This window comes from Streptomyces sp. NPDC002784 (genome assembly GCF_053592135.1).
This window is the reverse complement of the sequence record NZ_JBSFVD010000011.1, coordinates 100533-120251: the sequence shown is the minus strand read 5'-3', so window position 1 is coordinate 120251 and position 19719 is coordinate 100533. Positions and strand designations below refer to the sequence as shown.

At 73.4% G+C, this 19719-nt stretch carries 18 protein-coding genes and 1 pseudogene; 7 read left to right on the top strand and 12 right to left on the bottom strand.

Annotation, left to right across the window (positions count from 1 at the left end; genetic code table 11):
- Window positions 1-85: 85 nt before the first annotated feature.
- The 4 genes from ACWD1Z_RS20685 to ACWD1Z_RS20670 are packed head-to-tail and all read right to left on the bottom strand — an operon-like array spanning window position 86 to window position 3128.
- Window positions 86-769: a response regulator gene (locus ACWD1Z_RS20685; protein WP_451120556.1), complete on the bottom strand. Its 684-nt coding sequence runs from the start codon at window positions 767-769 to the stop codon at window positions 86-88.
- The gene (locus ACWD1Z_RS20680) at window positions 766-1995 is read right to left on the bottom strand and encodes a sensor histidine kinase (protein WP_451120554.1); all 1230 of its coding nucleotides are present in this window, start codon (window positions 1993-1995) and stop codon (window positions 766-768) included. Before ACWD1Z_RS20680 ends, ACWD1Z_RS20685 begins: the two co-directional genes overlap by 4 nt.
- 59 nt (window positions 1996-2054) lie before the next feature.
- Entirely contained in the window at window positions 2055-2333 is a 279-nt protein-coding gene (gene pspAA / locus ACWD1Z_RS20675; protein ID WP_451120553.1) for a PspA-associated protein PspAA, read from the bottom strand.
- 21 nt (window positions 2334-2354) lie between these two features.
- The gene (locus tag ACWD1Z_RS20670) at window positions 2355-3128 is read right to left on the bottom strand and encodes a PspA/IM30 family protein (protein WP_451120687.1); all 774 of its coding nucleotides are present in this window, start codon (window positions 3126-3128) and stop codon (window positions 2355-2357) included.
- Between the two features lie 270 nt (window positions 3129-3398).
- Here ACWD1Z_RS20670 and ACWD1Z_RS20665 point away from each other — a divergent pair, with 270 nt between their 5' ends.
- From ACWD1Z_RS20665 to ACWD1Z_RS20655, 3 genes and pseudogenes are all read left to right on the top strand, one after another.
- Window positions 3399-4028 carry a DUF3043 domain-containing protein gene (locus ACWD1Z_RS20665; RefSeq protein WP_389418477.1) on the top strand — a complete coding sequence of 210 codons (630 nt, stop codon included), beginning with the start codon at window positions 3399-3401 and terminating at the stop codon, window positions 4026-4028.
- Window positions 4029-4111: 83 nt separating this feature from the next.
- Complete coding sequence (locus ACWD1Z_RS20660) at window positions 4112-4849, top strand: class I SAM-dependent methyltransferase (RefSeq protein ID WP_451120552.1); 738 nt, start codon at window positions 4112-4114, stop codon at window positions 4847-4849.
- Window positions 4850-4907: 58 nt separating this feature from the next.
- Window positions 4908-5973 (top strand): annotated as a pseudogene (locus tag ACWD1Z_RS20655) (S1C family serine protease).
- Window positions 5974-6028: 55 nt separating this feature from the next.
- Here ACWD1Z_RS20655 and ACWD1Z_RS20650 read toward each other — a convergent pair.
- Window positions 6029-6241, bottom strand: coding sequence for a hypothetical protein (locus ACWD1Z_RS20650; protein WP_451120551.1), 213 nt, complete (start codon window positions 6239-6241; stop codon window positions 6029-6031).
- A 179-nt stretch (window positions 6242-6420) separates the two neighbouring features.
- Here ACWD1Z_RS20650 and ACWD1Z_RS20645 point away from each other — a divergent pair, with 179 nt between their 5' ends.
- On the top strand, window positions 6421-7623 hold the full coding sequence (locus ACWD1Z_RS20645; protein ID WP_451120549.1) for a bifunctional adenosylcobinamide kinase/adenosylcobinamide-phosphate guanylyltransferase: 1203 nt from the start codon (window positions 6421-6423) through the stop codon (window positions 7621-7623).
- 14 nt (window positions 7624-7637) lie between these two features.
- On the opposite strand, the gene ACWD1Z_RS20640 is transcribed toward ACWD1Z_RS20645, so the two are convergent.
- Window positions 7638-8369, bottom strand: coding sequence for a class I SAM-dependent methyltransferase (locus ACWD1Z_RS20640; protein ID WP_451120547.1), 732 nt, complete (start codon window positions 8367-8369; stop codon window positions 7638-7640).
- Between the two features lie 133 nt (window positions 8370-8502).
- On the opposite strand from ACWD1Z_RS20640, the gene cobT reads away from it, so the two are divergent.
- Window positions 8503-9624, top strand: coding sequence for a nicotinate-nucleotide--dimethylbenzimidazole phosphoribosyltransferase (gene cobT, locus ACWD1Z_RS20635; RefSeq protein ID WP_451120545.1), 1122 nt, complete (start codon window positions 8503-8505; stop codon window positions 9622-9624).
- Between the two features lie 15 nt (window positions 9625-9639).
- Here cobT and ACWD1Z_RS20630 read toward each other — a convergent pair whose 3' ends face one another.
- The gene (locus tag ACWD1Z_RS20630) at window positions 9640-10404 is read right to left on the bottom strand and encodes a hypothetical protein (protein WP_451120544.1); all 765 of its coding nucleotides are present in this window, start codon (window positions 10402-10404) and stop codon (window positions 9640-9642) included.
- A gap of 76 nt (window positions 10405-10480) precedes the next feature.
- On the opposite strand from ACWD1Z_RS20630, the gene ACWD1Z_RS20625 reads away from it, so the two are divergent.
- Entirely contained in the window at window positions 10481-11266 is a 786-nt protein-coding gene (locus ACWD1Z_RS20625; RefSeq protein WP_451120542.1) for an adenosylcobinamide-GDP ribazoletransferase, read from the top strand.
- On the opposite strand, the gene ACWD1Z_RS20620 is transcribed toward ACWD1Z_RS20625, so the two are convergent.
- The 5 genes from ACWD1Z_RS20620 to ACWD1Z_RS20600 form a co-directional block, all read right to left on the bottom strand.
- The gene (locus tag ACWD1Z_RS20620; protein ID WP_451120541.1) at window positions 11263-12045 is read right to left on the bottom strand and encodes an endo alpha-1,4 polygalactosaminidase; all 783 of its coding nucleotides are present in this window, start codon (window positions 12043-12045) and stop codon (window positions 11263-11265) included. The two genes, ACWD1Z_RS20625 and ACWD1Z_RS20620, sit on opposite strands and share 4 nt — an antisense overlap.
- A complete protein-coding gene (locus ACWD1Z_RS20615) occupies window positions 12042-12692 on the bottom strand; it encodes a spherulation-specific family 4 protein (protein ID WP_451120540.1) in 651 nt (216 codons plus the stop codon). The genes ACWD1Z_RS20620 and ACWD1Z_RS20615 overlap by 4 nt, the downstream gene beginning before the upstream one ends.
- Entirely contained in the window at window positions 12689-14140 is a 1452-nt protein-coding gene (locus ACWD1Z_RS20610) for a hypothetical protein (RefSeq protein WP_451120538.1), read from the bottom strand. The genes ACWD1Z_RS20615 and ACWD1Z_RS20610 overlap by 4 nt, the downstream gene beginning before the upstream one ends.
- Window positions 14137-15660, bottom strand: coding sequence for a GT4 family glycosyltransferase PelF (pelF, locus tag ACWD1Z_RS20605; RefSeq protein ID WP_451120537.1), 1524 nt, complete (start codon window positions 15658-15660; stop codon window positions 14137-14139). The genes ACWD1Z_RS20610 and pelF overlap by 4 nt, the downstream gene beginning before the upstream one ends.
- Window positions 15661-15742: 82 nt before the next feature.
- Complete coding sequence (locus tag ACWD1Z_RS20600) at window positions 15743-17779, bottom strand: hypothetical protein (RefSeq protein ID WP_451120535.1); 2037 nt, start codon at window positions 17777-17779, stop codon at window positions 15743-15745.
- Window positions 17780-18125: 346 nt separating this feature from the next.
- Between ACWD1Z_RS20600 and ACWD1Z_RS20595 the strand changes: the two genes are divergently transcribed.
- The gene (locus ACWD1Z_RS20595) at window positions 18126-19637 is read left to right on the top strand and encodes a leucyl aminopeptidase (protein ID WP_451120533.1); all 1512 of its coding nucleotides are present in this window, start codon (window positions 18126-18128) and stop codon (window positions 19635-19637) included.
- Window positions 19638-19719: the final 82 nt, after the last annotated feature.

The window sequence follows — 19719 nt, the reverse complement described above, 5'->3', positions numbered from 1 at the left end:
AGCCATCCGGAACCCCTGATTCGTAGCCCCGAGGTGCTGTTCCTCCCCCCGCGCATACTCCCGGCGCAGTACGCGCGGGCGGCGCTCAGTCCACCCTCGGACGGACCAGGCCCGACTCGTACGCGATCACCACGAGCTGGGCCCGGTCCCGCGCGCCCAGCTTGGCCATGGCCCGGTTGACGTGGGTCTTCACGGTCAGCGGGCTGACTTCGAGGCGCTCGGCGATCTCGTCGTTGGAGTGGCCGCCCGCGACCTGCACCAGCACCTCGCGCTCGCGCACGGTGAGCGCGTCGAGCCGTTCCGCACGGGCCGGGTCCCGCTCGTCGTCGCCCGGTCCGCCCTGCGCGAGGAAGCGGGCGATCAGGCCCTTGGTGGCGGCCGGGGAGAGCAGGGCCTCGCCGCCGGCGGCGACCCGGATGGCGTTCAGCAGTTCGTCGGGCTCGGAGCCCTTGCCGAGGAAGCCGGAGGCGCCGGCCCGCAGCGACTGCACGACGTAGTCGTCGACCTCGAAGGTGGTCAGTATGACCACGCGGACCTGGGCGAGGGACGGGTCGGCGCTGATCATGCGGGTGGCGGCGAGACCGTCGGTGCCGGGCATCCGGATGTCCATCAGGACGACGTCGGCGCACTGTTCCCTGGCCAGGGCCACCGCCTGGGCGCCGTCGGACGCCTCGCCCACGACCTCCATGTCGGGTTCGGAGTCCACCAGGACGCGGAAGGCACTGCGCAGCAGCGCCTGGTCGTCGGCGAGCAGGACACGGATGGTCATACGGTCTCCCCCGGCTCTCCCGTGGCGGCGGCACGGGTCTTGACCGGCAGGATCGCATGCACCCGGAAGCCGCCGCCGTAGCGGGGACCGGTGGTCAGGGTGCCGCGCAGGGCGGTGACGCGTTCGCGCATGCCGAGCAGTCCGTGGCCGCCGCCGGAGGGCGGGGCCTGCTCGTCGTGGCGGCCGTCGTCCAGCACCGTGATCTCCACCTGGGGTCCCACGCGGACGACGCTGACCTCGGCCTTCGCCTCGTTGCCCGCGTGCTTCTGCACATTGGTGAGGGCTTCCTGGATGACCCGGTAGGCGGCGAGGTCCACGGCGGCGGGCAGGGTGGTGCCCTGGTCGGCGCGGGCGACCTCGACCTGGAGGCCCGCGCTGCGGAAGGTGCCGACGAGTTCGTCGAGGCGGTCCAGGCCGGGGGCGGGTTCGGTGGGTGCCTCGGGGTCGCCGGACTGTCTCAGCAGGCCGACGGTGGCGCGGAGTTCGTTGAGCGCGGAGCGGCTGGCCTCGCGTACGTGCGCCAGCGCCTCCTTGGCCTGGTCGGGGCGCTTGTCCATGACGTGGGCGGCGACCCCGGCCTGCACATTGACCAGGGCGATGTGGTGGGCGACGACGTCGTGCAGGTCGCGGGCGATCCGCAGGCGTTCCTCCGCGACCCGGCGGCGGGCCTCTTCCTCCCGGGTGCGCTCGGCGCGTTCCGCGCGTTCCTGGATGGCGTCGACGAAGGCGCGGCGGCTGCGGATGGCGTCGCCGGCGGTGGCGGCCATGCCGGTCCAGGCGAAGATCGCGAGGTTCTCCTGGGCGTACCAGGGCAGGGGGCCGGCGAGCATGGCGACGCCGGTCAGGACGGTCATGGTGAGCAGGCCGAGCCGCCAGGCGGTGTGCCGGTCGGTGGTGGAGGCGACGGTGTAGAGCGCGACGACCGCGGACATGGCGACGGGGGCGCGGGGGTCGCCGGTGACGCTCTCGATGACGGAGAGGGTGCCGGCGACGGCGAGGACGGTCCGGGGGGCGCGGCGGCGGAAGACCAGGGCGCCGGCGCCGACGGCCATGAGGACGATGCTGGGGGCGTCCGGGGTGCGCAGGCCCCAGGTGACGCCGTCCTCGCCGTGCGGGTCCACGAACGAGCCGGCCACCATGCAGATCAGGACGCCGGTGGCGAGCGCCGCGTCCAGTGCGAGGGGATGCGCTGTGAGGTGGGCTCTGGCGCGGTCGAGGGTGTTCACGGCTGCTTACGGTACGCGGGGTCCGGGGAAACCGGACCCACACCGGGAAGCCCCCGCGTTCACCCCGGGATCAGACCGTCGTCGCTGAGCAGTTCCCGGACTTCCTCGATGGTGGCGTCCGGGGACGGGAGGATGAGTTCCGAGGGTTCGAGGGAGTCGTCCGGGAGGGGGTCGCCCAGCTCCCGGACCCGGGTCAGCAGGGCCTGGAGGGTGCGGCGGAAGCCGGGGCCGTCGCCGCTGTCCATCTCGGCCAGCAGATCGTCGTCGAGTTCGTTGAGTTCGGCGAGGTGGCTGTCGGCCAGTCTCACCTGCCCCTCCCCCATGATCCGTACGATCATGTCGCCCTCCTCGGCGTGGGCCTACTGCTTGTCGAAGCGCGGGGTGTCCTGCGGCTGCTGCGGGGACTGGGACTTGCCGTTGCCGCCCTCCAGGGCCTGCTGCCCGGACGTGCCCCCGGCCAGCTCCGCCTTCATGCGCTGCAGTTCCAGCTCCACGTCGGTGCCGCCGGAGAGCCGGTCCAGCTCGGCCTGGATGTCGTCCTTGTGCATGCCGGACTGGTCGTCGAGGGCACCGGAGGCGAGGAGTTCGTCGATGGCGCCGGCGCGCGCCTGGAGCTGGGCGGTCTTGTCCTCGGCGCGCTGGATCGCCAGGCCCACGTCGCCCATCTCCTCGGAGATGCCGGAGAAGGCCTCACCGATCCGGGTCTGTGCCTGGGCGGCGGTGTAGGTGGCCTTGATGGTCTCCTTCTTCGTGCGGAAGGCGTCGACCTTGGCCTGGAGGCGCTGGGCGGCCAGGGTCAGCTTCTCCTCCTCGCCCTGGAGGGTGGCGTGCTGCGTCTCCAGGTCGGTCACCTGCTGCTGGAGCGCCGCCCGCCGGGACAGCGCCTCGCGGGCCAGGTCCTCCCGGCCGAGCGCGAGCGCCTTGCGGCCCTGGTCCTCCAGCTTCGACGACTGGGACTGCAGCTGGTTGAGCTGGAGCTCCAGGCGCTTGCGGCTGGTCGCCACGTCGGCGACTCCGCGGCGCACCTTCTGGAGCAGCTCCAGCTGCTTCTGGTACGAGTAATCGAGGGTTTCGCGCGGGTCCTCGGCCCGGTCAAGGGCCTTGTTCGCCTTCGCGCGGAAGATCATCCCCATACGCTTCATGACACCGCTCATGGGCTTCGCGCGCCCCCTTCTGACGACTCCAGCTCCAGCACCTGCGACAGAACCCACAGTACGGGCCCTGCATCCATTACCGCACTGTTCGGGGACGGATGCGCTCATCCCCAAGGACGACTGCGTGCGCTCGGGCTCCGGCGTAGGGAGTAGGTGTTCCCCGGGGTTCCCGGAAACGCATGCAACGTCCCCTCTGTCCCCTACAGGACGACCGGTGTTGCCGATTCGTTCCCCACCGGGCTGGGGTCCATGCGCGACGACCCCGTACCCTTGGGTTTTGTGTTCCGTAGCCGTGCCAAGGATGAGAAGGCATCGGTCGCCGACAAGGCGACCCTGACCGACTCCAATCAGCCCCGCGACCCGCAGGCCCCGAAGGGCAGGCCCACGCCCAAGCGCAGTGAGGCCCAGTCCCAGCGCCGCAGCGTCGCCCATACGCCGACCACGCGCAAGGAGGCCGCCAAGCGTCAGCGCGAGGAGCGCCGCCAGGCCCTGAGCCGGCAGCGCGAGGCGCTGGCCAACGGCGACGAGCGGTATCTGCCGGCCCGTGACAAGGGCCCGGTGCGCCGCTTCGCGCGCGACTTCGTCGACTCGCGCTTCAACGTCGCGGAGTTCTTCCTCCCGATGGCCGTGATCATCCTCGTGCTGAGCATGGTCCGGGTGGGCGCGATGCAGAGCATCGCGCTGCTGCTGTGGCTGGTCGTGATCGTGCTGATCGTGCTCGACTCGATCGTCACCGGTTACCGCCTCAAGAAGCAGCTGAACGAGCGCTACCCGGACGACAACAAGCGCGGCGCCGTCGCCTACGCCCTGATGCGGTCCCTCCAGATGCGCCGGCTGCGGCTGCCCAAGCCGCAGGTCAAGCGCGGGGAGCGGCCCTGAGCACGACGCCGTTCTCCGGGGGCGCGGCGCATGCCTGGCTGACCAAGCTGGGCGGTCTGCGGGACGTCGTACGGCAGGAGCTGGTGGCCCGGCAGCTCGATGAGCAGATAGCCGGGCGCTTCCCGGTCGGGCGGCGCCTGCGGGTCCTCGACGTCGGGATGGGCCAGGGCACGCAGTCCCTGCGCCTGGCGCGGGCCGGGCATCAGGTGACCGGCCTGGAGCAGGACGCGACGATGATCGCCGCGGCGCGGCAGGCGCTGGCGGGCGAGCCGGAGGGGATCCGCGAGCGGATGCGGGTCATCGAGGGGGACGGCCGGGAGACCGGGGCGCACTTCCTGCCGGGCAGCTTCGACGTGGTGCTCTGCCACGGTGTGCTGATGTACGTGGAGGAACCCGATCCGCTGCTGGCGGGTCTGGCCCGGGTGCTCGCCCCGGGCGGCCTGCTGTCGCTGCTGGTCCGCAACGGCGACGCGCTGGCGATGCGGCCCGGCCTGTCCGGCGACTGGGCCGGGGCGCTGGCCGCCTTCGACACCACCGCCCACCTCCCCCATCCTCGAACAGACGCGAACGGGGGGACCCCCACCCGGCTGGGTCTGGACGTACGGGCCGACCGCCTCTCCACCCTCACCGCGACCCTCGCCGGCATCGGTGCCCCGCTGCAGTCCTGGTACGGCGTACGGGTCTTCACCGACACCGCGGCGGACGACGCGGGCATCCCGGCCGACGTGGAGACGCTGCTGGCGGCCGAGGAGCGGGCGGGACGCACGGATCCCTACCGCGGCCTGGCGGCGCTGCTGCACCTGTGCGGGGTGCGGGGCTGAACCCCGTTCGGGTGTGCACCGAAGGCCGGACCCGCCCGGCGACGTGAGACTCGGGGGCATGAACGCTTCCCGTGCCCGCTCGCGGCTCGGTGCCACCGTGCTGCTGTGTTCCGCCGCCCTGCTCTCCGGGTGCACCGGCTCGGGGTCCGGCGCCGGGGCGAAGGCGGACGCCACGACGACGCAGGCCGCGGTTCCCGCCGCGGCGAACGAACTCCAGGACGACTACCGGAAGGTGATCGAGGACGTCCTGCCGTCGGTCGTGCAGATCCAGGCCGGCAACGATCTGGGGTCCGGGGTGGTCTACGGCGGCCAGGGGCACGTCGTCACCAACGCGCATGTCGTCGGGGACGGGCGGACGTTCCGGGTGACGACCGCCAGCAGCGAGGAGGAGCTCTCCGCCCGGCTCGTGTACTCCTACCCCGAGCAGGATCTCGCGGTCCTCAAGCTGAACCGGTCCCCCGACGGGCTGAAGGCGGCCCGGTTCGCGGACTCCTCGAAGGTGGAGGTCGGCCAGATCGTCCTGGCGATGGGCTCGCCGCTCGGCCTCTCCTCCAGCGTCACCCAGGGCATCGTCTCGGCGACCGGACGGACCGTCACCGAGAGCCGCTCCGGCGGCGGGACGGGCGCGACCATCGGCAACATGGTGCAGACCTCGGCCGCGATCAACCCCGGGAACAGCGGGGGCGCCCTGGTGAACCTGGACAGCGAGGTCATCGGCATCCCGACGCTCGCCGCCACCGATCCCGGGCTCGGGGACAGCGCGGCGCCCGGGATCGGGTTCGCGATCCCGGCGTCGACGGAGGACGATCGCCGACCAGATCATCGAGGACGGCCGGGTCACGGACTCGGGGCGGGCGGCGCTCGGCATCACCGCGCGGACCGTCGTGGACGCCGGGTACCGGGCCGTCGGCGTCGACGTGGTCGAGGTTCGGGAGGACGGGGCGGCGGACCGGGCCGGGATCCGGCCCGACGACATCATCGTCGGGCTGGGCGACGCGGAGATCACGACCATCACCTCGCTGGCCGAGGCGCTCGCGGCGGAGAAGCCGGGTGAGCGGGCGACGGTGACGTACACCCGGGACGGCCGCGAGCGGACCGTGGACGTGACGCTGGGCGAGCAGTGACGGCGAGAGCGGGGCGCCCGAAAGGCGCCCCGCTCTTCGGCGCCGCCGCTCGGAGCTACGCCTCGTCGGCGTGCAGGCTCATCGGTCCGTAGATCTCCGTGGCGTCCTCGAACAGCCGTACCTGGTCCACGCCCCCGGCCAGCAGGTCCTTCCACACCTCGCCGATCCAGGACTCGGCGTCTCCCTGGGTGGTGAACTCCTCCGGCTCCACGGCGGGAGCGGTCTCCGTCCCGTCGGCCTTCTCGAAGCGCCAGATCCATGCTGCCATGCGGGGCCTCCTAGGTGAGCTGTGGTCCACGTCAGCCTATTGGCTGCGGAAGCCGCCGCGAACAAGATCGAGGCGGTTGGTGATCTGCGGGCGGGTGGGGGCCGGTCGCGCGGTCCCCCGTACCCCTGTGAGGGCGCCCCAGTCGCGCGGGTTGCCTCCTGACCGGTGAAAATCAGTCCGTGGAACTGACTCTGCTCGGCACCGGCGCCCCCGCGGGCCTCCCCCGTCCCGAATGCCCCTGCGCGGCCTGCGCCACCGCGCTGGGTCCGGCCGCCCGGGCCGCGACCGCGCTGCTCGTGGACGGGGCCCTGCTGCTGGACCTGACGCCCGGGGCGGCGTTCGCGGCCGCCCGGGCGGGGCGTTCCCTGGCGGGCGTACGGCAGGTGCTGCTGTCGCATCCGCACGACGGGCCGGCCGTCGAGGTGCCCGCCGGGCTGCCCGCGCCGGGCCGGGTGCCGGACGGGCGGGAGCTGGCGCTGCTGACGGGGCACCGGGTGCGGGCCATGGCGATGGACGCGGGGGGCACGGGGTACGCGGTGACCGGGCCCGACGGGCAGCGGCTGCTGTATCTGCCGCCCGGCAGCGCGCCGGCCGGGATCGAGAACGGCGACAGCGGGGCGTACGACATGGTGGTCGCCGATGTGCTGGGGCGGCCGGACGCGCTGGCCCGGTTGCGGGCGGTGGGGGCGGTCCGGCCGACGACGGATGTGATCGCCGTCCACCTGGACCATGACGTGCCGCCGGGGGCCGAGGTGCGGCGGCGGCTGGCCTCCCTGGGGGCGCGCGCGGTGCCGGACGGGACGACGCTGGTGGTGGGGGCGTACGAGGAGGTGCCGGACGTGCCGCGGCGGACGCTGGTGCTGGGCGGGGCGCGGTCCGGGAAGTCGGTGGAGGCGGAGCGGCGGCTGGAGGCGTTCCCGGACGTGCTGTACGTCGCCACCGGTGGGCTGCGCGGCGGGGACACCGAGTGGACGGCCCGGGTGGCGGCGCACCGGGAGCGGCGGCCCGGGTCCTGGCGGACGACGGAGACCTGCGACCTGGTGCCGCTGCTGGCCGAGGACGGGGCGCCGCTGCTGATCGACTGCCTGTCGCTGTGGCTGACGGACGCGATGGACGCCGTGGGGGCGTGGGACGACGCGGTGTGGGCGGACGGCGGGGAACGGGCGCTCAGGGAACGGGTGCGGGAGTTGACGGAGGCGGTGCGCGGGACGCGGCGGACCGTGGTGGCGGTCTCCAACGAGGTGGGGTCCGGGATCGTGCCGGCGACGGCGTCGGGGCGGCGGTACCGGGATGAACTGGGGCGGCTGAACGCGGCGTTCGCGGGTGAGTGCGAGCACGTGCTGCTGGTGGTGGCGGGCCAGGCGGTGACGTTGCGGGGGTGACGGTCGCGGGACGGCTACGCGGGCTGCTTGCGGGCGATGATCCGGTACGCACGGGAGTAGTCGCAGCGGGTCGTGGTGACGACCGTGCAGGACTGTTCCGTCAGTTCCGCGCGGAGGTTGGACCGGGGCAGGAGGTGGCCGGGGCGGGTGCGGGGGTGCCACCAGCGGCCGAGGAGTGCGGCGAACGCGCTGTCGGGATCGGGGAGTTCCAGCAGCAGGTGGCCGCCGGGGCGCAGGGCCGTCAGGGCCGCCCGGAGCTGTTCGCGGGGCTCGGGGGTGCGGTGCAGGTGGTGCAGGACGCTCACCACGTCGTAGCGGGCGCGCAGATGGGCCGCGAGGTGGGGTTCGGTCAGCTCGCCGGTGTAGGCCTCCTCCACGTGGCCCGCCGCTCGGGCCCACTCCACGCGGGAGGTGATGTCCACGCCGTCGAAGGAGGTGTAGGGGAAGAGCTCCTTGGCCGCCTCGGGGAACGCCGCGTCGCCGGTGCCGACGTCCAGCCAGCTCTCCGGTTCCGGGAAGCGCAGCATCGCGCGGGCGGTGGCCAGCAGGCGGGCGCGGCGGGGGCGGTCCTGGGGCGGGTAGTGGAGGAGGCCGGGGTTCTGGAAGGCGTGGGCGCAGTCGCCGCAGGCGTCGAGTGTGAAGCCGTCGGTGCGCAGGCGGGTGCGCAGTCGGGTCGAGCCGCACCAGGGGCAGTCGTCGCGGCGCGGGGCACGGCAGAGGTCCGTGCCGTGGAAGAGGGCGGACATGGGCGGCTCCGGGCGCGAGAGAGATGCGACATTCAGCTGCAAAACGGAACGTATGGGATCGCGATCTTGGGTGCAACGACGTGGCCGCGATGTGGCGGCGATCCGTTCGACCGGGGCCGGTACTGTTCGGCGAATGAGCTCGCTTAATCTCGACGACTTCACCGATCTGATCGAGCGCCCCGACGGCGGGGTCCGCCGCGACGCCGAGGCGCGCCGGGAGCGTCAGATCGTGCCGCCCGGGTCGCTGGGCCGCCTCGACGACCTGGGTGAGTGGCTGGCCGCGGCGCAGGGCGTCGCTCCGGTGCGGCCGGTGGAACGGCCGCGGGTGGTGCTGTTCGCCGGTGACCACGGGATCGCCGAGCTGGGTGTCTCGGCGCGGGCCGCGGGCAGCGCGGGGCAGTTGGTGCGGGACGTCCTGGAGGGCGGCCGGCCGGTGTCGGTGCTCGCCCGGCGGCTGGGTGTTCCGGTGCGGGTCGTGGACCTGGGTCTCGACTGCGACCCCGGGACCCTGCCCGAGGACGTCGTGCGGCACCGGGTGCGGCGCGGCAGTGGGCGCATCGACATCGAGGACGCGCTGACCCTGGAGGAGGCGGAGGCCGCCTTCCGGGTCGGCGTCCGGATCGCCGACGAAGAGGCCGACTCCGGTACGGATCTGGTCGTGCTCGGCGATGTGAGCGTGGGCGGTACGACGGCGGCGGGCGTGCTGGTCGCCGCGCTGTGCGGGACGGACGCGTCCGTGGTGACCGGGCGGGGTGGGCTCGCCATCGACGACCTGGCCTGGATGCGCAAGTGCGCGGCGATCCGGGACGCGTTGCGGCGGGCCCGGCCGGTGCTCGGGGACCAGTTGCAGCTGCTGGCGACGACGGGCGGGGCCGACCTCGCCGCGATCACCGGTTTCCTGCTGCAGAGCGCGGTGCGGAAGATGCCGGTGATCCTGGACGGCGTCGTCGTGGCCGCGTGTGCGCTGGTGGGCCAGCGGGTGGCGTTCCGGGCGCCGGACTGGTGGCTGGCGGCCCACGACAGCGGCGAGCCCGGCCAGGCGAAGGCGCTGGACCGGATGGCCCTGGAGCCCCTGCTCTCCCAGGGCGTGAAGGTCGGCGAAGGACTGGGCGCCCTGCTGGCCCTCCCCATGGTCCAAGCGGCGGCATCCCTGGCAGCGGAGCTACCGGAAACGACGGAAGTGAAACTGCCGGAAACGACGCAGGAGGCACTGCCGGAACCGGCCCAGGAGGAACTGGAAAAGCCCGAAAACTGACCCTGCCCGCCGCGGTCAGCGGTCGTCCGGGGTGTGGCCGGTGTTTGGGTTCGGTGTGCCGCCGATCCAGTTCTGGAGGGTTCGGGTGGGGCCTGACCAGCGTTTGTCGTGGCGGGTGGCGCGGAGGGTGGATTTGGCTCGGGCGCGGGGGCGGCGGGTGTAGAAGCGGCGGGACCACAGGGAGCCGGGGCGGGCCAGGCGGAGGGCGCCGATCAGGGCGACGACGGGGACGATCACCCCGAAGACGGCCAGGAACGTCTTGCCCTTGGAGAGGGCCACCAGGGAGAGCAGGAAGTTCACGGCGACGGTCCAGATCACGCTGCCCCGGCCCTGGACTTCGTCCTCGCTGAGGTCGTTGACGCCGAACGGCGAGAAGCCGGACAGGACGAGGCCGACCAGGGCGGCGGTGAGAACGACGACCTCGACGCTCCGGCGGCCCTCCTCGGTCCAGTAGACGTCGGCCAGGTGCAGGATCAGCGCGAACTCGTCCAGGACCAGTCCGGCGCCGATGCCGAACACCACCGCGCACAGGGCCGCACCGAAACCGTTCCGGCCGCTCGCGACCGCGCCGAACCCGCCGATGACGGTGAGGATCACGCCGGGGACCACGTGGTGGATGTGCACCCCGCCGGCCTGGACGTTCCCGAAGGGGCCCTTGCCCGCCCGGATCAGGCGGGTGACGACCCGGGTGACGACGAAGGTGAGCACGAAGGCGGTGAGGGCGAGGAGCAGGGGCAGCTTGCCCGGTTCGATGATGTTGCGCTCCAGCCATGACCCCATGGGGCGAGTGTGCCCGGGCCGGGACGGGGCCGCGGCCGGTGTTGGGCCGTGGGAGTGGTGCGGCTAGCCTGCCCGGATGTCCCGCGCTCCCGCCCTCCACGGCCTCCGTTTCGCCTTCGGCACCCTCACCGTTCTCCCGGTCGGGGTCGAGCGGTGGGACCGGGACGCCGCGCGCGGCGGCATGCTCGGCGCTCCCGTGGTCGGGCTGGTCGTCGGGGCCCTGGCCGGCGCCCTCGGGCTGGTGCTGCTCTGCCTCGGCGCCGGGCCGCTGCTCGCCGCCGTCGCCTCCGCCGCCGTACCCGCTCTGCTCACCCGGGGGCTGCATCTCGACGGCCTCGCCGACACCGCCGACGGGCTCGGCAGCGGCAAGCCCGCCGAGGACGCGCTGCGGATCATGAAGCAGTCGGACATCGGGCCCTTCGGCGTCATCACCCTGCTGTTCGTCCTGCTCGCCCAGGTCGCCGCCCTCGCGCAGCTCTACGCCGACTCCTGGGCCCGCGGTGCCCTGGCCGCCCTCGTCAGCGCCGTCGCCGCCCGGCTGGCGCTCACCCTCGCCGCCCGTGCCGGGGTGCCCGCCGCCCGGCCGGAAGGGCTCGGCGCGGCCGTCGCCGGGGTGGTGCCGGTGCGCTCGGCGGTGGCCGTGACCGTCGCCGTCGCCCTGGGCACGGGCGCCGCCGGGGCGCTCCTGGGCGCCGGTGACGCCGTACGCGCCCCCCTCGCCGTCCTCGCCGCCCTCGCCGTCGCCGAACTGCTCCTGCGCCGCTGCGTCCGGCGCTTCGGCGGGGTCACCGGCGATGTCTTCGGCGGGGTCGCGGAGACCGCCGCCACCGGGGCCCTCGTCGTGCTGACGCTCGGCCTCTAGCAGGGCTCGCGCCACGCCCCCAGCTCGTACTTCTTCAGCAGCGAACTCAGGCCCAGCCGACGGGAGTCGGTGCAGAAGCGGCTGGTCGGCAGCTCGTACTCCACGTGGAAGACCGCCTTGTCCGCGTCGATGAACGGCTTGAGCGCGCCGCACTCGCCGTACTGCGCGCACTGCTCGTTCACCGCGAAGTCGAAGTCCCCCACCAGTTCCGGGATCTGGTCCAGGTCGTTCTTCAGGCCGACGGCCAGGCCCCGGTCATGGGCCAGCTTCGCGATCAGGCGGTTGTAGCGGAGCTGGTCGCGGGCGGTGAGCAGGAAGCCGGTGCGGTTGCGGTAGCCGTCCATGTTGTCCGGCTCCACCGCGTCGAAGCCCTTGTCCCGGCACATGTCGAGCCGGGCCGCCATCAGCGGCTCCAGTACGTCCGTACGGCGGATGTCCAGCCAGCGCTCCCCCTCCCAGCCGTTGCCCCGGCCCAGCACCTCGTCGGGGAACTCCGCCGCGTCCGGGCGGAACTCCTCCCAGGCGCCGGTGGAGAGGTAGCAGATCACCCTGCGGCCGTCCCGGTGCAGGCCCTCGACCGTCCGCTCCGAGTGGTCGAAGCCGTCGATGTCGTAGACCGGCACGTCGACGGAGGTGTCCAGGCGTCCGCTCAGCTGCCACTGCCAGTCCGTGCCGGGGCGGGGCTGCCAGCGGGCGCCCGGCGGCTTGCCGTCGGAGGCGGTGGTGCAGCCCGCGAGCAGCAGGACGAACAGGGCGGCCAGCGCGTACAGGCGTCTCACCGGGCGGGCTCCAAGGCGTGCGGCAACGTACCCCAGGGATGATCTCCCACTCCGGGCACCGCGCAGTGCACGGTGGCCCCGCGCGCCCGCGCCGGCCGCTCCGCGTCGACGCCCGCCGGGACGCCGTACAGCAGATGGCATACGCGCACCCCGGCGCCGTAGCTCTCCTGCCGCGGGGGCAGTTCGCGGTACGTCGACCAGGTGCCCTCGAAGGTGACCAGCACGTCGGCGATGCGGCCGTAGGAGGGGTGCGGTGGGGTGCCGTGGTTGAGGACGAGGGTGGCGCTGCCGAGGCCCCAGGCCGCGACCGCGAGCCGCTGGTAGTGCGCGAACTCCTCCCGGCCGGTGGCGACTTGGTCGAGGAAGGCGCCGTCGGTGCCGTACCAGTCGCGGTGCCGGGTGAGGTCGCGGAGCACGTCGGCGTGGGGACGGCGGCCGTAGCCGGTGTCGGTGTAGCCGAGGACCCGGACGTCCGCCGAGCGCAGCCGGGCGGCGAGGTCGGCGAAGGCCGGGTCGGGGCGGTCGCCGGGACCGCTGGCCGGGTTGAGGATCACGCCGTAGAGGCGCGGCGCGGCGGCGACGACCGCGTCCCACTCGGCCGGGCGGACGGCGGGGTGCTCGTAGTAGGGCACCAGCAGGTTCTTCATCTGTGGGCGGTCGCCCTTCCCAGCAGGACGCACACCAGTGCGGACTGCGCCACGGCCGCCGCCCCGTACACCGCCACGCCCACGGTGTGCGGGCCGCCGGTGTGGGTGACCAGGGCGAGCGTGTGGGCCAGGGCGGCCAGGACGCAGATCAGGGCGGCGCCGGTGACCGCGCCGAACGACTGGAGCAGCAGGCCCGTCCACATCACCACGCCGAGCAGGAGCAGTCCGGCGAGCCGGAGGCCGGAGACGGCGGGGGCGTGCGGCCACAGGGCGGTGGTGACGAGGTTGAGAGTGAGCAGGGCGGCCAGGTAGGCGGCGAGGCAGACGGCGACCGTGCGGGCGGTGGTGCGCCGGAACGCCCTCGGGGTGCTGCTGGCCCGCAGTCCGGCGAGGGAGCGGCTGCGGAAGCGGTGCAGGAGCCATTCGGCGGGGCCCATGCTGAGGGTGAGGGCCACGGCGGCGGGGGCGGCCACGGCGGAGCGCCCGTCGCCCGCGAGGACGTCGCCGAGGGCCGCGTACACGACCAGGACCCCGGTGCCGAGCCCGAAGAGGGCGTAGGGGAGGGAGGCGGCGAGGGGGACGGTGCCCGGTTCCGGGGCCGCCGTCGGGGTGCCGCCGCGCGGTGCCGCCGCCAGCACGGCCAGTACCGCCACCGCGGCCGCCGAGCCGAGGAGCAGCGACAGTCGTGCCGCGTCCGGCACGGGGTGGACCAGCGCCAGGACCGCCCCGGCCGTCATCGGCAGCAGGGCCGCCAGCAGGGCCCGTTCGCGGCCCAGCACCAGCAGGGCCGTCGCCGCGCCCAGGTAGCAGGACTGCCCCGCCGCGAAGGCGACCGCCGCCGGGGCCGCCGTACCGGCGGCGAGCAGGGCCACCAGGGCGCCCAGCAGCGCCCCGGCCGGCCCGCCCAGCAGCAGGGAGCGCCGGGCCGCGGCCCTGTCGCCCAGCCCCAGCCAGGTGTACGCCCGGTGCGCGAGACCCTGGTTCCAGGCCCAGCCGAACAGGGCGGCGGCCAGCAGCGGAACCGTGCCCGCCGGGAGGCCGTGGTCGCCCGGGGGGCCCGCGAGCAGGGGGGCGCCCAGGACGTAGCCGAAGCCGGGCAGGGCGAAGACGACGCCCCGCAGGAGACAGCCCAGGAGGCCGGCCCGCCACGGGTCGGGGGCGGGGCCCTCGGGCTCGGGGTAGCGGCGGGTCACCCGCTCGTACAGCTCCTCCGCCAGCGCGAAGGAGTTCCTGACGCCGTAGCGCTCGCGTATCTGGTCGTCCGAGAGGCCGTCGGACTCCAGCAGCGCGGCGATCTCGTCGGGGTGGACGGCGGCGGCGACGAAGTCGTCGAGCCGCTCGGCGAGTTCGTCGACCGGGTCGGGTCCGGCCCGGCCGGGGGTGCGCTGCCGGGGGATCACGGGCAGGGTGCCGGGGGCGCCCGGGGGCATCCGGAGGCCGCCGCTCACCAGTCGGTCCCGTCCGTCGCGACCTTCTCGTACCAGGGGTCGCGCAGTTCGAGGGTCCAGTCGGCGACGGTCTCGACGGTCGGCTCGTACACCTCGGGCAGACCCGCGAGTTCCTGGTAGATCGTCCGGAAGGCGTCCACGGAGCGGCGCAGGGTGAACCGGTCGATCACCCGCTGCCGGGACAGCTCGCCCAGGGCCAGGCGGCGTTCGCCGTCCCTGAGCAGGGTGAGGGCGGCCGCGGCCATCTTCTCCGGCTCGCGCGGCGGGACGACCAGTCCGGTGTCGCCGACCGCCTCGCGCACTCCCCCGACGTCCGTCGAGACCGTCGTACGGCCGCAGGACATGGCCTCGATGATCGAGAACGGGAAGCCCTCGGAGATCGACGACAGCATGACGACGTGTCCGGCGGCGTAGGCGCGCCAGACCTCGCTGATGCGGCCCTCGAAGGTGAGGCCGTCGGTGACGCCGAGTTCGGCGGCGAGCTTCTCCAGTCTCGTCCGGTACGCCTCGCCGCCGGGCGGGACCGGGCCGAACAGCCGCAGCCGGGTCTCGGGGAGTTCGGCGCGGACCATGGCGTAGGCGTGGAGCAGGGTCTCCAGGTCCTTGATGGGGTCGACCCGGCCGCACCAGGTGAGGGTGGGGATGTCGGGCTCGGGGCCGGCGTGCGGGAAGGCATGCGGGTCGACGCCGTTGTAGACCGTGCGGATCTTGCCGGTGTCGGCGCCGCCGCGCTCCTCCCAGCGGCGGTTGTACCGGTTGCACGGTGTGATCAGGTCGGCCGCCCGGTACCCGTGTGAATTGAGTTCACGGTAGAAGCCGAGCATGAACGCCTTCACCGGCCAGCGCTGTTCGGCGCTGCGATAGCCCAGGTAGCGCTCGCGCAGATAGATGCCGTGCTCGGTGAGGAGGAACGGTACGCCGTCCAGCCGGTGGGCGGCGAGCGCGGGCAGCGTGGCCAGTCCGCTGCTCACCGCGTGCGCCACCGAGTCCTCCGGGATCCGCGTGCCCAGCGGGCGCAGCGCGTGTTCCAGCAGGTCGGTCGCGGTGAGCGCGTCGTGCACGGTGGGCCCGGCGGCGGCCGTCGGCAAATGCGGCATCGTCCAGATCCACAGCAACGACCGCAGCGCGGACTCGGAGCGCAGCGCTGCGGACAGCTGCCCGGCGCGGGCGAGCTGGGCCAGCTCGTACAGCGCCTCGCCGAAGTCGCAGCCGGCCTCGGGGTCGAGGAAGGAGAGCAGGAAGCGCTCGTAGGAGTCGAGGAAGCGGCGGCGGGCCCGGCCGAAGGGGGCCCGCCGGTGTCCCGGACGCGGCCCCCAGGTCGGCACCGTGACATGCCGGCGGACGTTGGGCGGCAGCTCCCAGGTGACGGGTTCGCGGCCGCTGCCGGTGAGCGAGACGATGTCGAAGTCGACCTCCGGCATGCCCTTGACGAGCTGGTCGCACCAGGTGCTGACGCCGCCGTGGACGTGCGGGTAGGTGCCTTCGGTGAGCATGGTGACATGAAGGCCCGATCGCCTCATGCGTGAGTTCCCCCCTGCAGAACGGGTCTTACGGACCGACCGCGCACCCCGGGTGGTCAGGTTCCGGGGTGCGCGGGCCGGCTCAGGCCGACGGAAGCTTCAGCGTCAGCGCCGACTGCAGCGTCGCCGGTGTGGTCCAGGCCGAGCGCTCGCCCGCGTACGGCGTGCCGAACACGGTGGTGCCGAGCACCAGCTGCTTCCTGGTGCCCTCCGGTGCCGTCACCGGGATCTGGGTTCCCGACGGGGCGCTCACCGTCACGGTCGTGCCGATGCGGTACGCCGTGACCCGGTTGTCCGCCACCGCCGTACGCCAGGCCGCGCGGCGCTGGAGCTCGGTGCCGATGGCCTTCTGGGTGAGGTTCTCCACCGGGGTGTTGTCGGCGAACAGTGCCCGGTAGTCGGCCAGCACCTTCTCCATCACCGGGTAGAGGAGCCGGTCCTCGGCGAGGTTGGACTGGTGGGCGTAGTGCGGGCGCGGGTCGTTGCCGACCACGTGCCCGAGGGCGATACGGGCCTCCTGCGGGACGATGTACTCGTCGAAGCCGGTGGCCGGGTCCAGCGGCTCGTCGAGGCAGGTGGAGGCGGGGTTGGTCGCGCAGAGACCGCTGCCGCCGTCCTCCGCGGAGGCGTAGATCCAGTTGTACTCGTCGGCCATCTCGGCCTCGGTGCCGGTGTTGTAGTACACGTTCATCGGGTGCCGGGGCACGGTCAGGGCGGCGCCCACCGCGCGCTGCTCGGGCTCACGGGAGTTGTCCGAGGCGATCCACTTCACGCCGTTGTCGGCGAGGGCGCCGGCCAGGTTCGGGTTGTCGACCGGCTGCTGCGGGAGCGTCTTCAGCCCGGAGTGCTCGCCGGTGACCAGCTCGGTGCGGTCGACGGGGAGGCCCTTGGCCACGGCCCAGTTGTGGTTGTCGCGGATCTGCGCGGCGATCTCGGCGCGGCTCATGTACTTCGTCGAGCCGTCGGCGTTCTTCGCGCAGCTCCACGGCACGGTCGAGGTGTCCTGGACGCAGCCGAGGAAGGGGTGCGTCCAGGTGTGGTTGATCCAGCGGTACTGCGCCTTGTCGGCGAGCATCCGGGCGGCGAGCGGGTCGGTGCCGCCGTGCTCGGTCTTCCACTCCTCGCCGGAACCGGCGTTGAAGACCATGTCCATGGTGAAGCCGTGGGTGCGCTGCCACTGGGCGGCGTACCCCGCGTCCTCGGCCGTCATGCGGATCGGGTCGGTCTCCTCGCCGCCGCCGACGCAGTCGATGTCGCCGGGGGTGCAGTTGCGCTCGGTGTCCCAGCGGGCGTCGGGGGCGAAGACGTCGTCGACGTGCACCGCGAAGTAGTTGCGGTCCTGGCCGAGGTGCACGCCCTGGGTCAGCCACTCGACGATGCCGCGGGCCAGGACCCGGAACTGCTGCTGGTGCTGGTTGTAGGCGAAGGTCACCACCAGCTCGCGGCGCCCGTCGTGGGCGTACTCCCCGATCAGGCTGCCGCGCCCGGTGCCGTCGGGCACGGGGACGTCGACGTAGCTGGTGAAGCCGGCGCGGGGGCGGGCGACGTAGCCGTAACTCTCCTGGATCGTGGGGGCGTTGTCCTCGAACCGGAACGCGCCGTCCAGGTAGCCGAAGGACGAGGACTTCCCCGCGTCGGTGACGGCGGCCCGGCGTCCGTCGAGGCTGCCGGACCAGCCGCCCTCGGTGGTGAAGTCGAGGCCGACCCCCGGGTGCGCCCAGGTGTAGGCGTCGACCTGCGGGATGCCGTAGGTCCGCTCGTAGGTCTCCAGCGCGGTCTGCTCGGCGGAACCGCTGCCGAACGGGGCCTCGTTCGGCAGGACGACGCCCTGGAACTTGGCGCGCGGGCGGCCCCCGACCGTGTCGCTGAGGAACGCGGCGGTCACCGCGGGGCGTGCCGAATCGTTCAGGTCGATCGTCGTGTACGGGATGCCGGTGCCGCGCAACTGGGCGGCGATGGCCCGCACGGCGCTGCCGCCGTCGTCCACCACCAGCACCCTCAGGTCGACGCGCGGATCCACGGCCGCCGAGGCGCCGGGCACCCCCGGTCCCAGCGTCATCACTCCCGCGACCGTCAGGGCGGCCGCGGTCCTTCTCCATCTGCGCGCACGGTGCGCCATGTGTCGTCCCCTCCCCCAGAAGCCCCCCCTGGACGGAACCGAATCGGGGAGGATCCTTGGCAATCATGCGAAGCGGCGAGCCACCGGCTCACCGGAACGCGATGAGTGTGTCCCAGCTCACCGGGAGTGAGGGCCGGTAAGCGGCCATGACGCCACCGACAGGTGAACGCCCGCAGGAATGAGCGAACGGACCGTACGCGCGTAGGCTCGTCCCGAGTGTCAGCCGCACCGGGGAAGGCCCCGCTGAGCCCGCACCCGTTCAGCCGAACAGGGTCGGCCCGCGGGCCCGGTCGACCCACACCTCTCGGCCACTGCAACTTCACATCGGAAGCGAGATTTCACCACCGTGACTGCTCTCACTCTCAGCACCGCCGCGGCGCCCGGCCTGCGGGCCGACGCGATCGTGATCGGTGTCGCCAAGGGCGCCAAGGGCCCCGTGGTCGCCCCGGGCGCCGAAGCCCTGGACAAGGCCTACGACGGCAGGCTCGCCGGCGTCCTGGAGACCCTCGGTGCCTCCGGCGGCGAGGGCGAGGTGACCAAGCTCCCGGCCCCGTCCGGCTTCAAGGCCCCCCTCGTGGTGGCCGTCGGCCTCGGCGCGGAGCCCGAGAAGGACGCCGGGTACGGCGCGGAGGCGCTGCGCAAGGCCGCGGGTGCGGCGGCGCGTGCGCTGGCCGGCTCGAAGAAGGCCGCCTTCGCTCTTCCCCTCGCCGACGCCGCGGACGCCGGTGCCGTCGCGGAGGGCGCGCTGCTCGGCGCGTACTCCTTCGACGCGTACAAGGACAGCGGCAAGGACGGCAAGGGGCCGCTCGGCGAGGTCACCCTGCTCGGCGGGAAGCCGCGGGACAAGGCGTTCAAGGCCGCGCTCGAACGGGCCGCCGCCGTCGCCGAGGAGCTCAACCGCGCCCGTGACCTGATCAACACCCCGCCGAACGACCTCAACCCGGAGGCGTTCGCCGCGGTCGCCCAGGTGGCGGCCAAGGAGCACGGCATCAAGGTGCAGGTGCTCGACGAGAAGGCCCTCCAGAAGGGCGGCTACGGCGGCATCCTCGGCGTCGGCGCCGGATCCGCGGCGGGCCCCCGGCTGGTGAAGCTGTCGTACACGCACTCGAAGGCGAAGAAGCACCTCGCGTTCGTGGGCAAGGGCATCACCTACGACTCGGGCGGCATCTCGCTGAAGCCCGCCGGGCACAACGAGACGATGAAGTGCGACATGAGCGGGGCGGCGGCGGTGTTCGCGGCCGTCGTCGCCGTGGCGCGGCTGGGTCTGCCGGTCAACGTCACCGGCTGGCTGGCGCTGGCCGAGAACATGCCCTCCGGCACCGCCACCCGCCCGGGTGACGTGCTGCGGATGTACAGCGGCAAGACCGTCGAGGTGCTCAACACCGACGCCGAGGGCCGGCTGGTGCTGGCCGACGCCCTGTGGGCGGCCTCGCAGGAGAAGCCGGACGCGATCGTCGACGTGGCGACGCTGACCGGCGCGATGGTGCTGGCGCTGGGCAACCGGACGTTCGGCGTCATGGCCAACGACGACGCCTTCCGTACGGCGATCGTGGAGGCCGCCGAGGAGGTCGGCGAGGCGTCCTGGCCGATGCCGCTGCCGGACCACCTGCGCAAGGGGATGGACTCCCCCACCGCCGACATCGCGAACATGGGCGAGCGGATGGGCGGCGGCCTGGTCGCGGGCCTCTTCCTGCGGGAGTTCGTCGGCGACGGCATCACCTGGGCGCACCTCGACATCGCGGGCCCGGCCTTCAACGAGCAGGGGCCGTTCGGCTACACGCCGAAGGGCGGCACGGGCTCCGGTGTGCGCACCCTGGTGCGGCTCGCCGAGCTGACGGCCGCCGGCGACCTGGGCTGATCCGGTCCGGCGGGGCCTCGCTCGCGGGTAGCGCGAGGCCCCGCCGCTCGAGGACGGGTGGATCACCGCCGCGTGTGGTGTC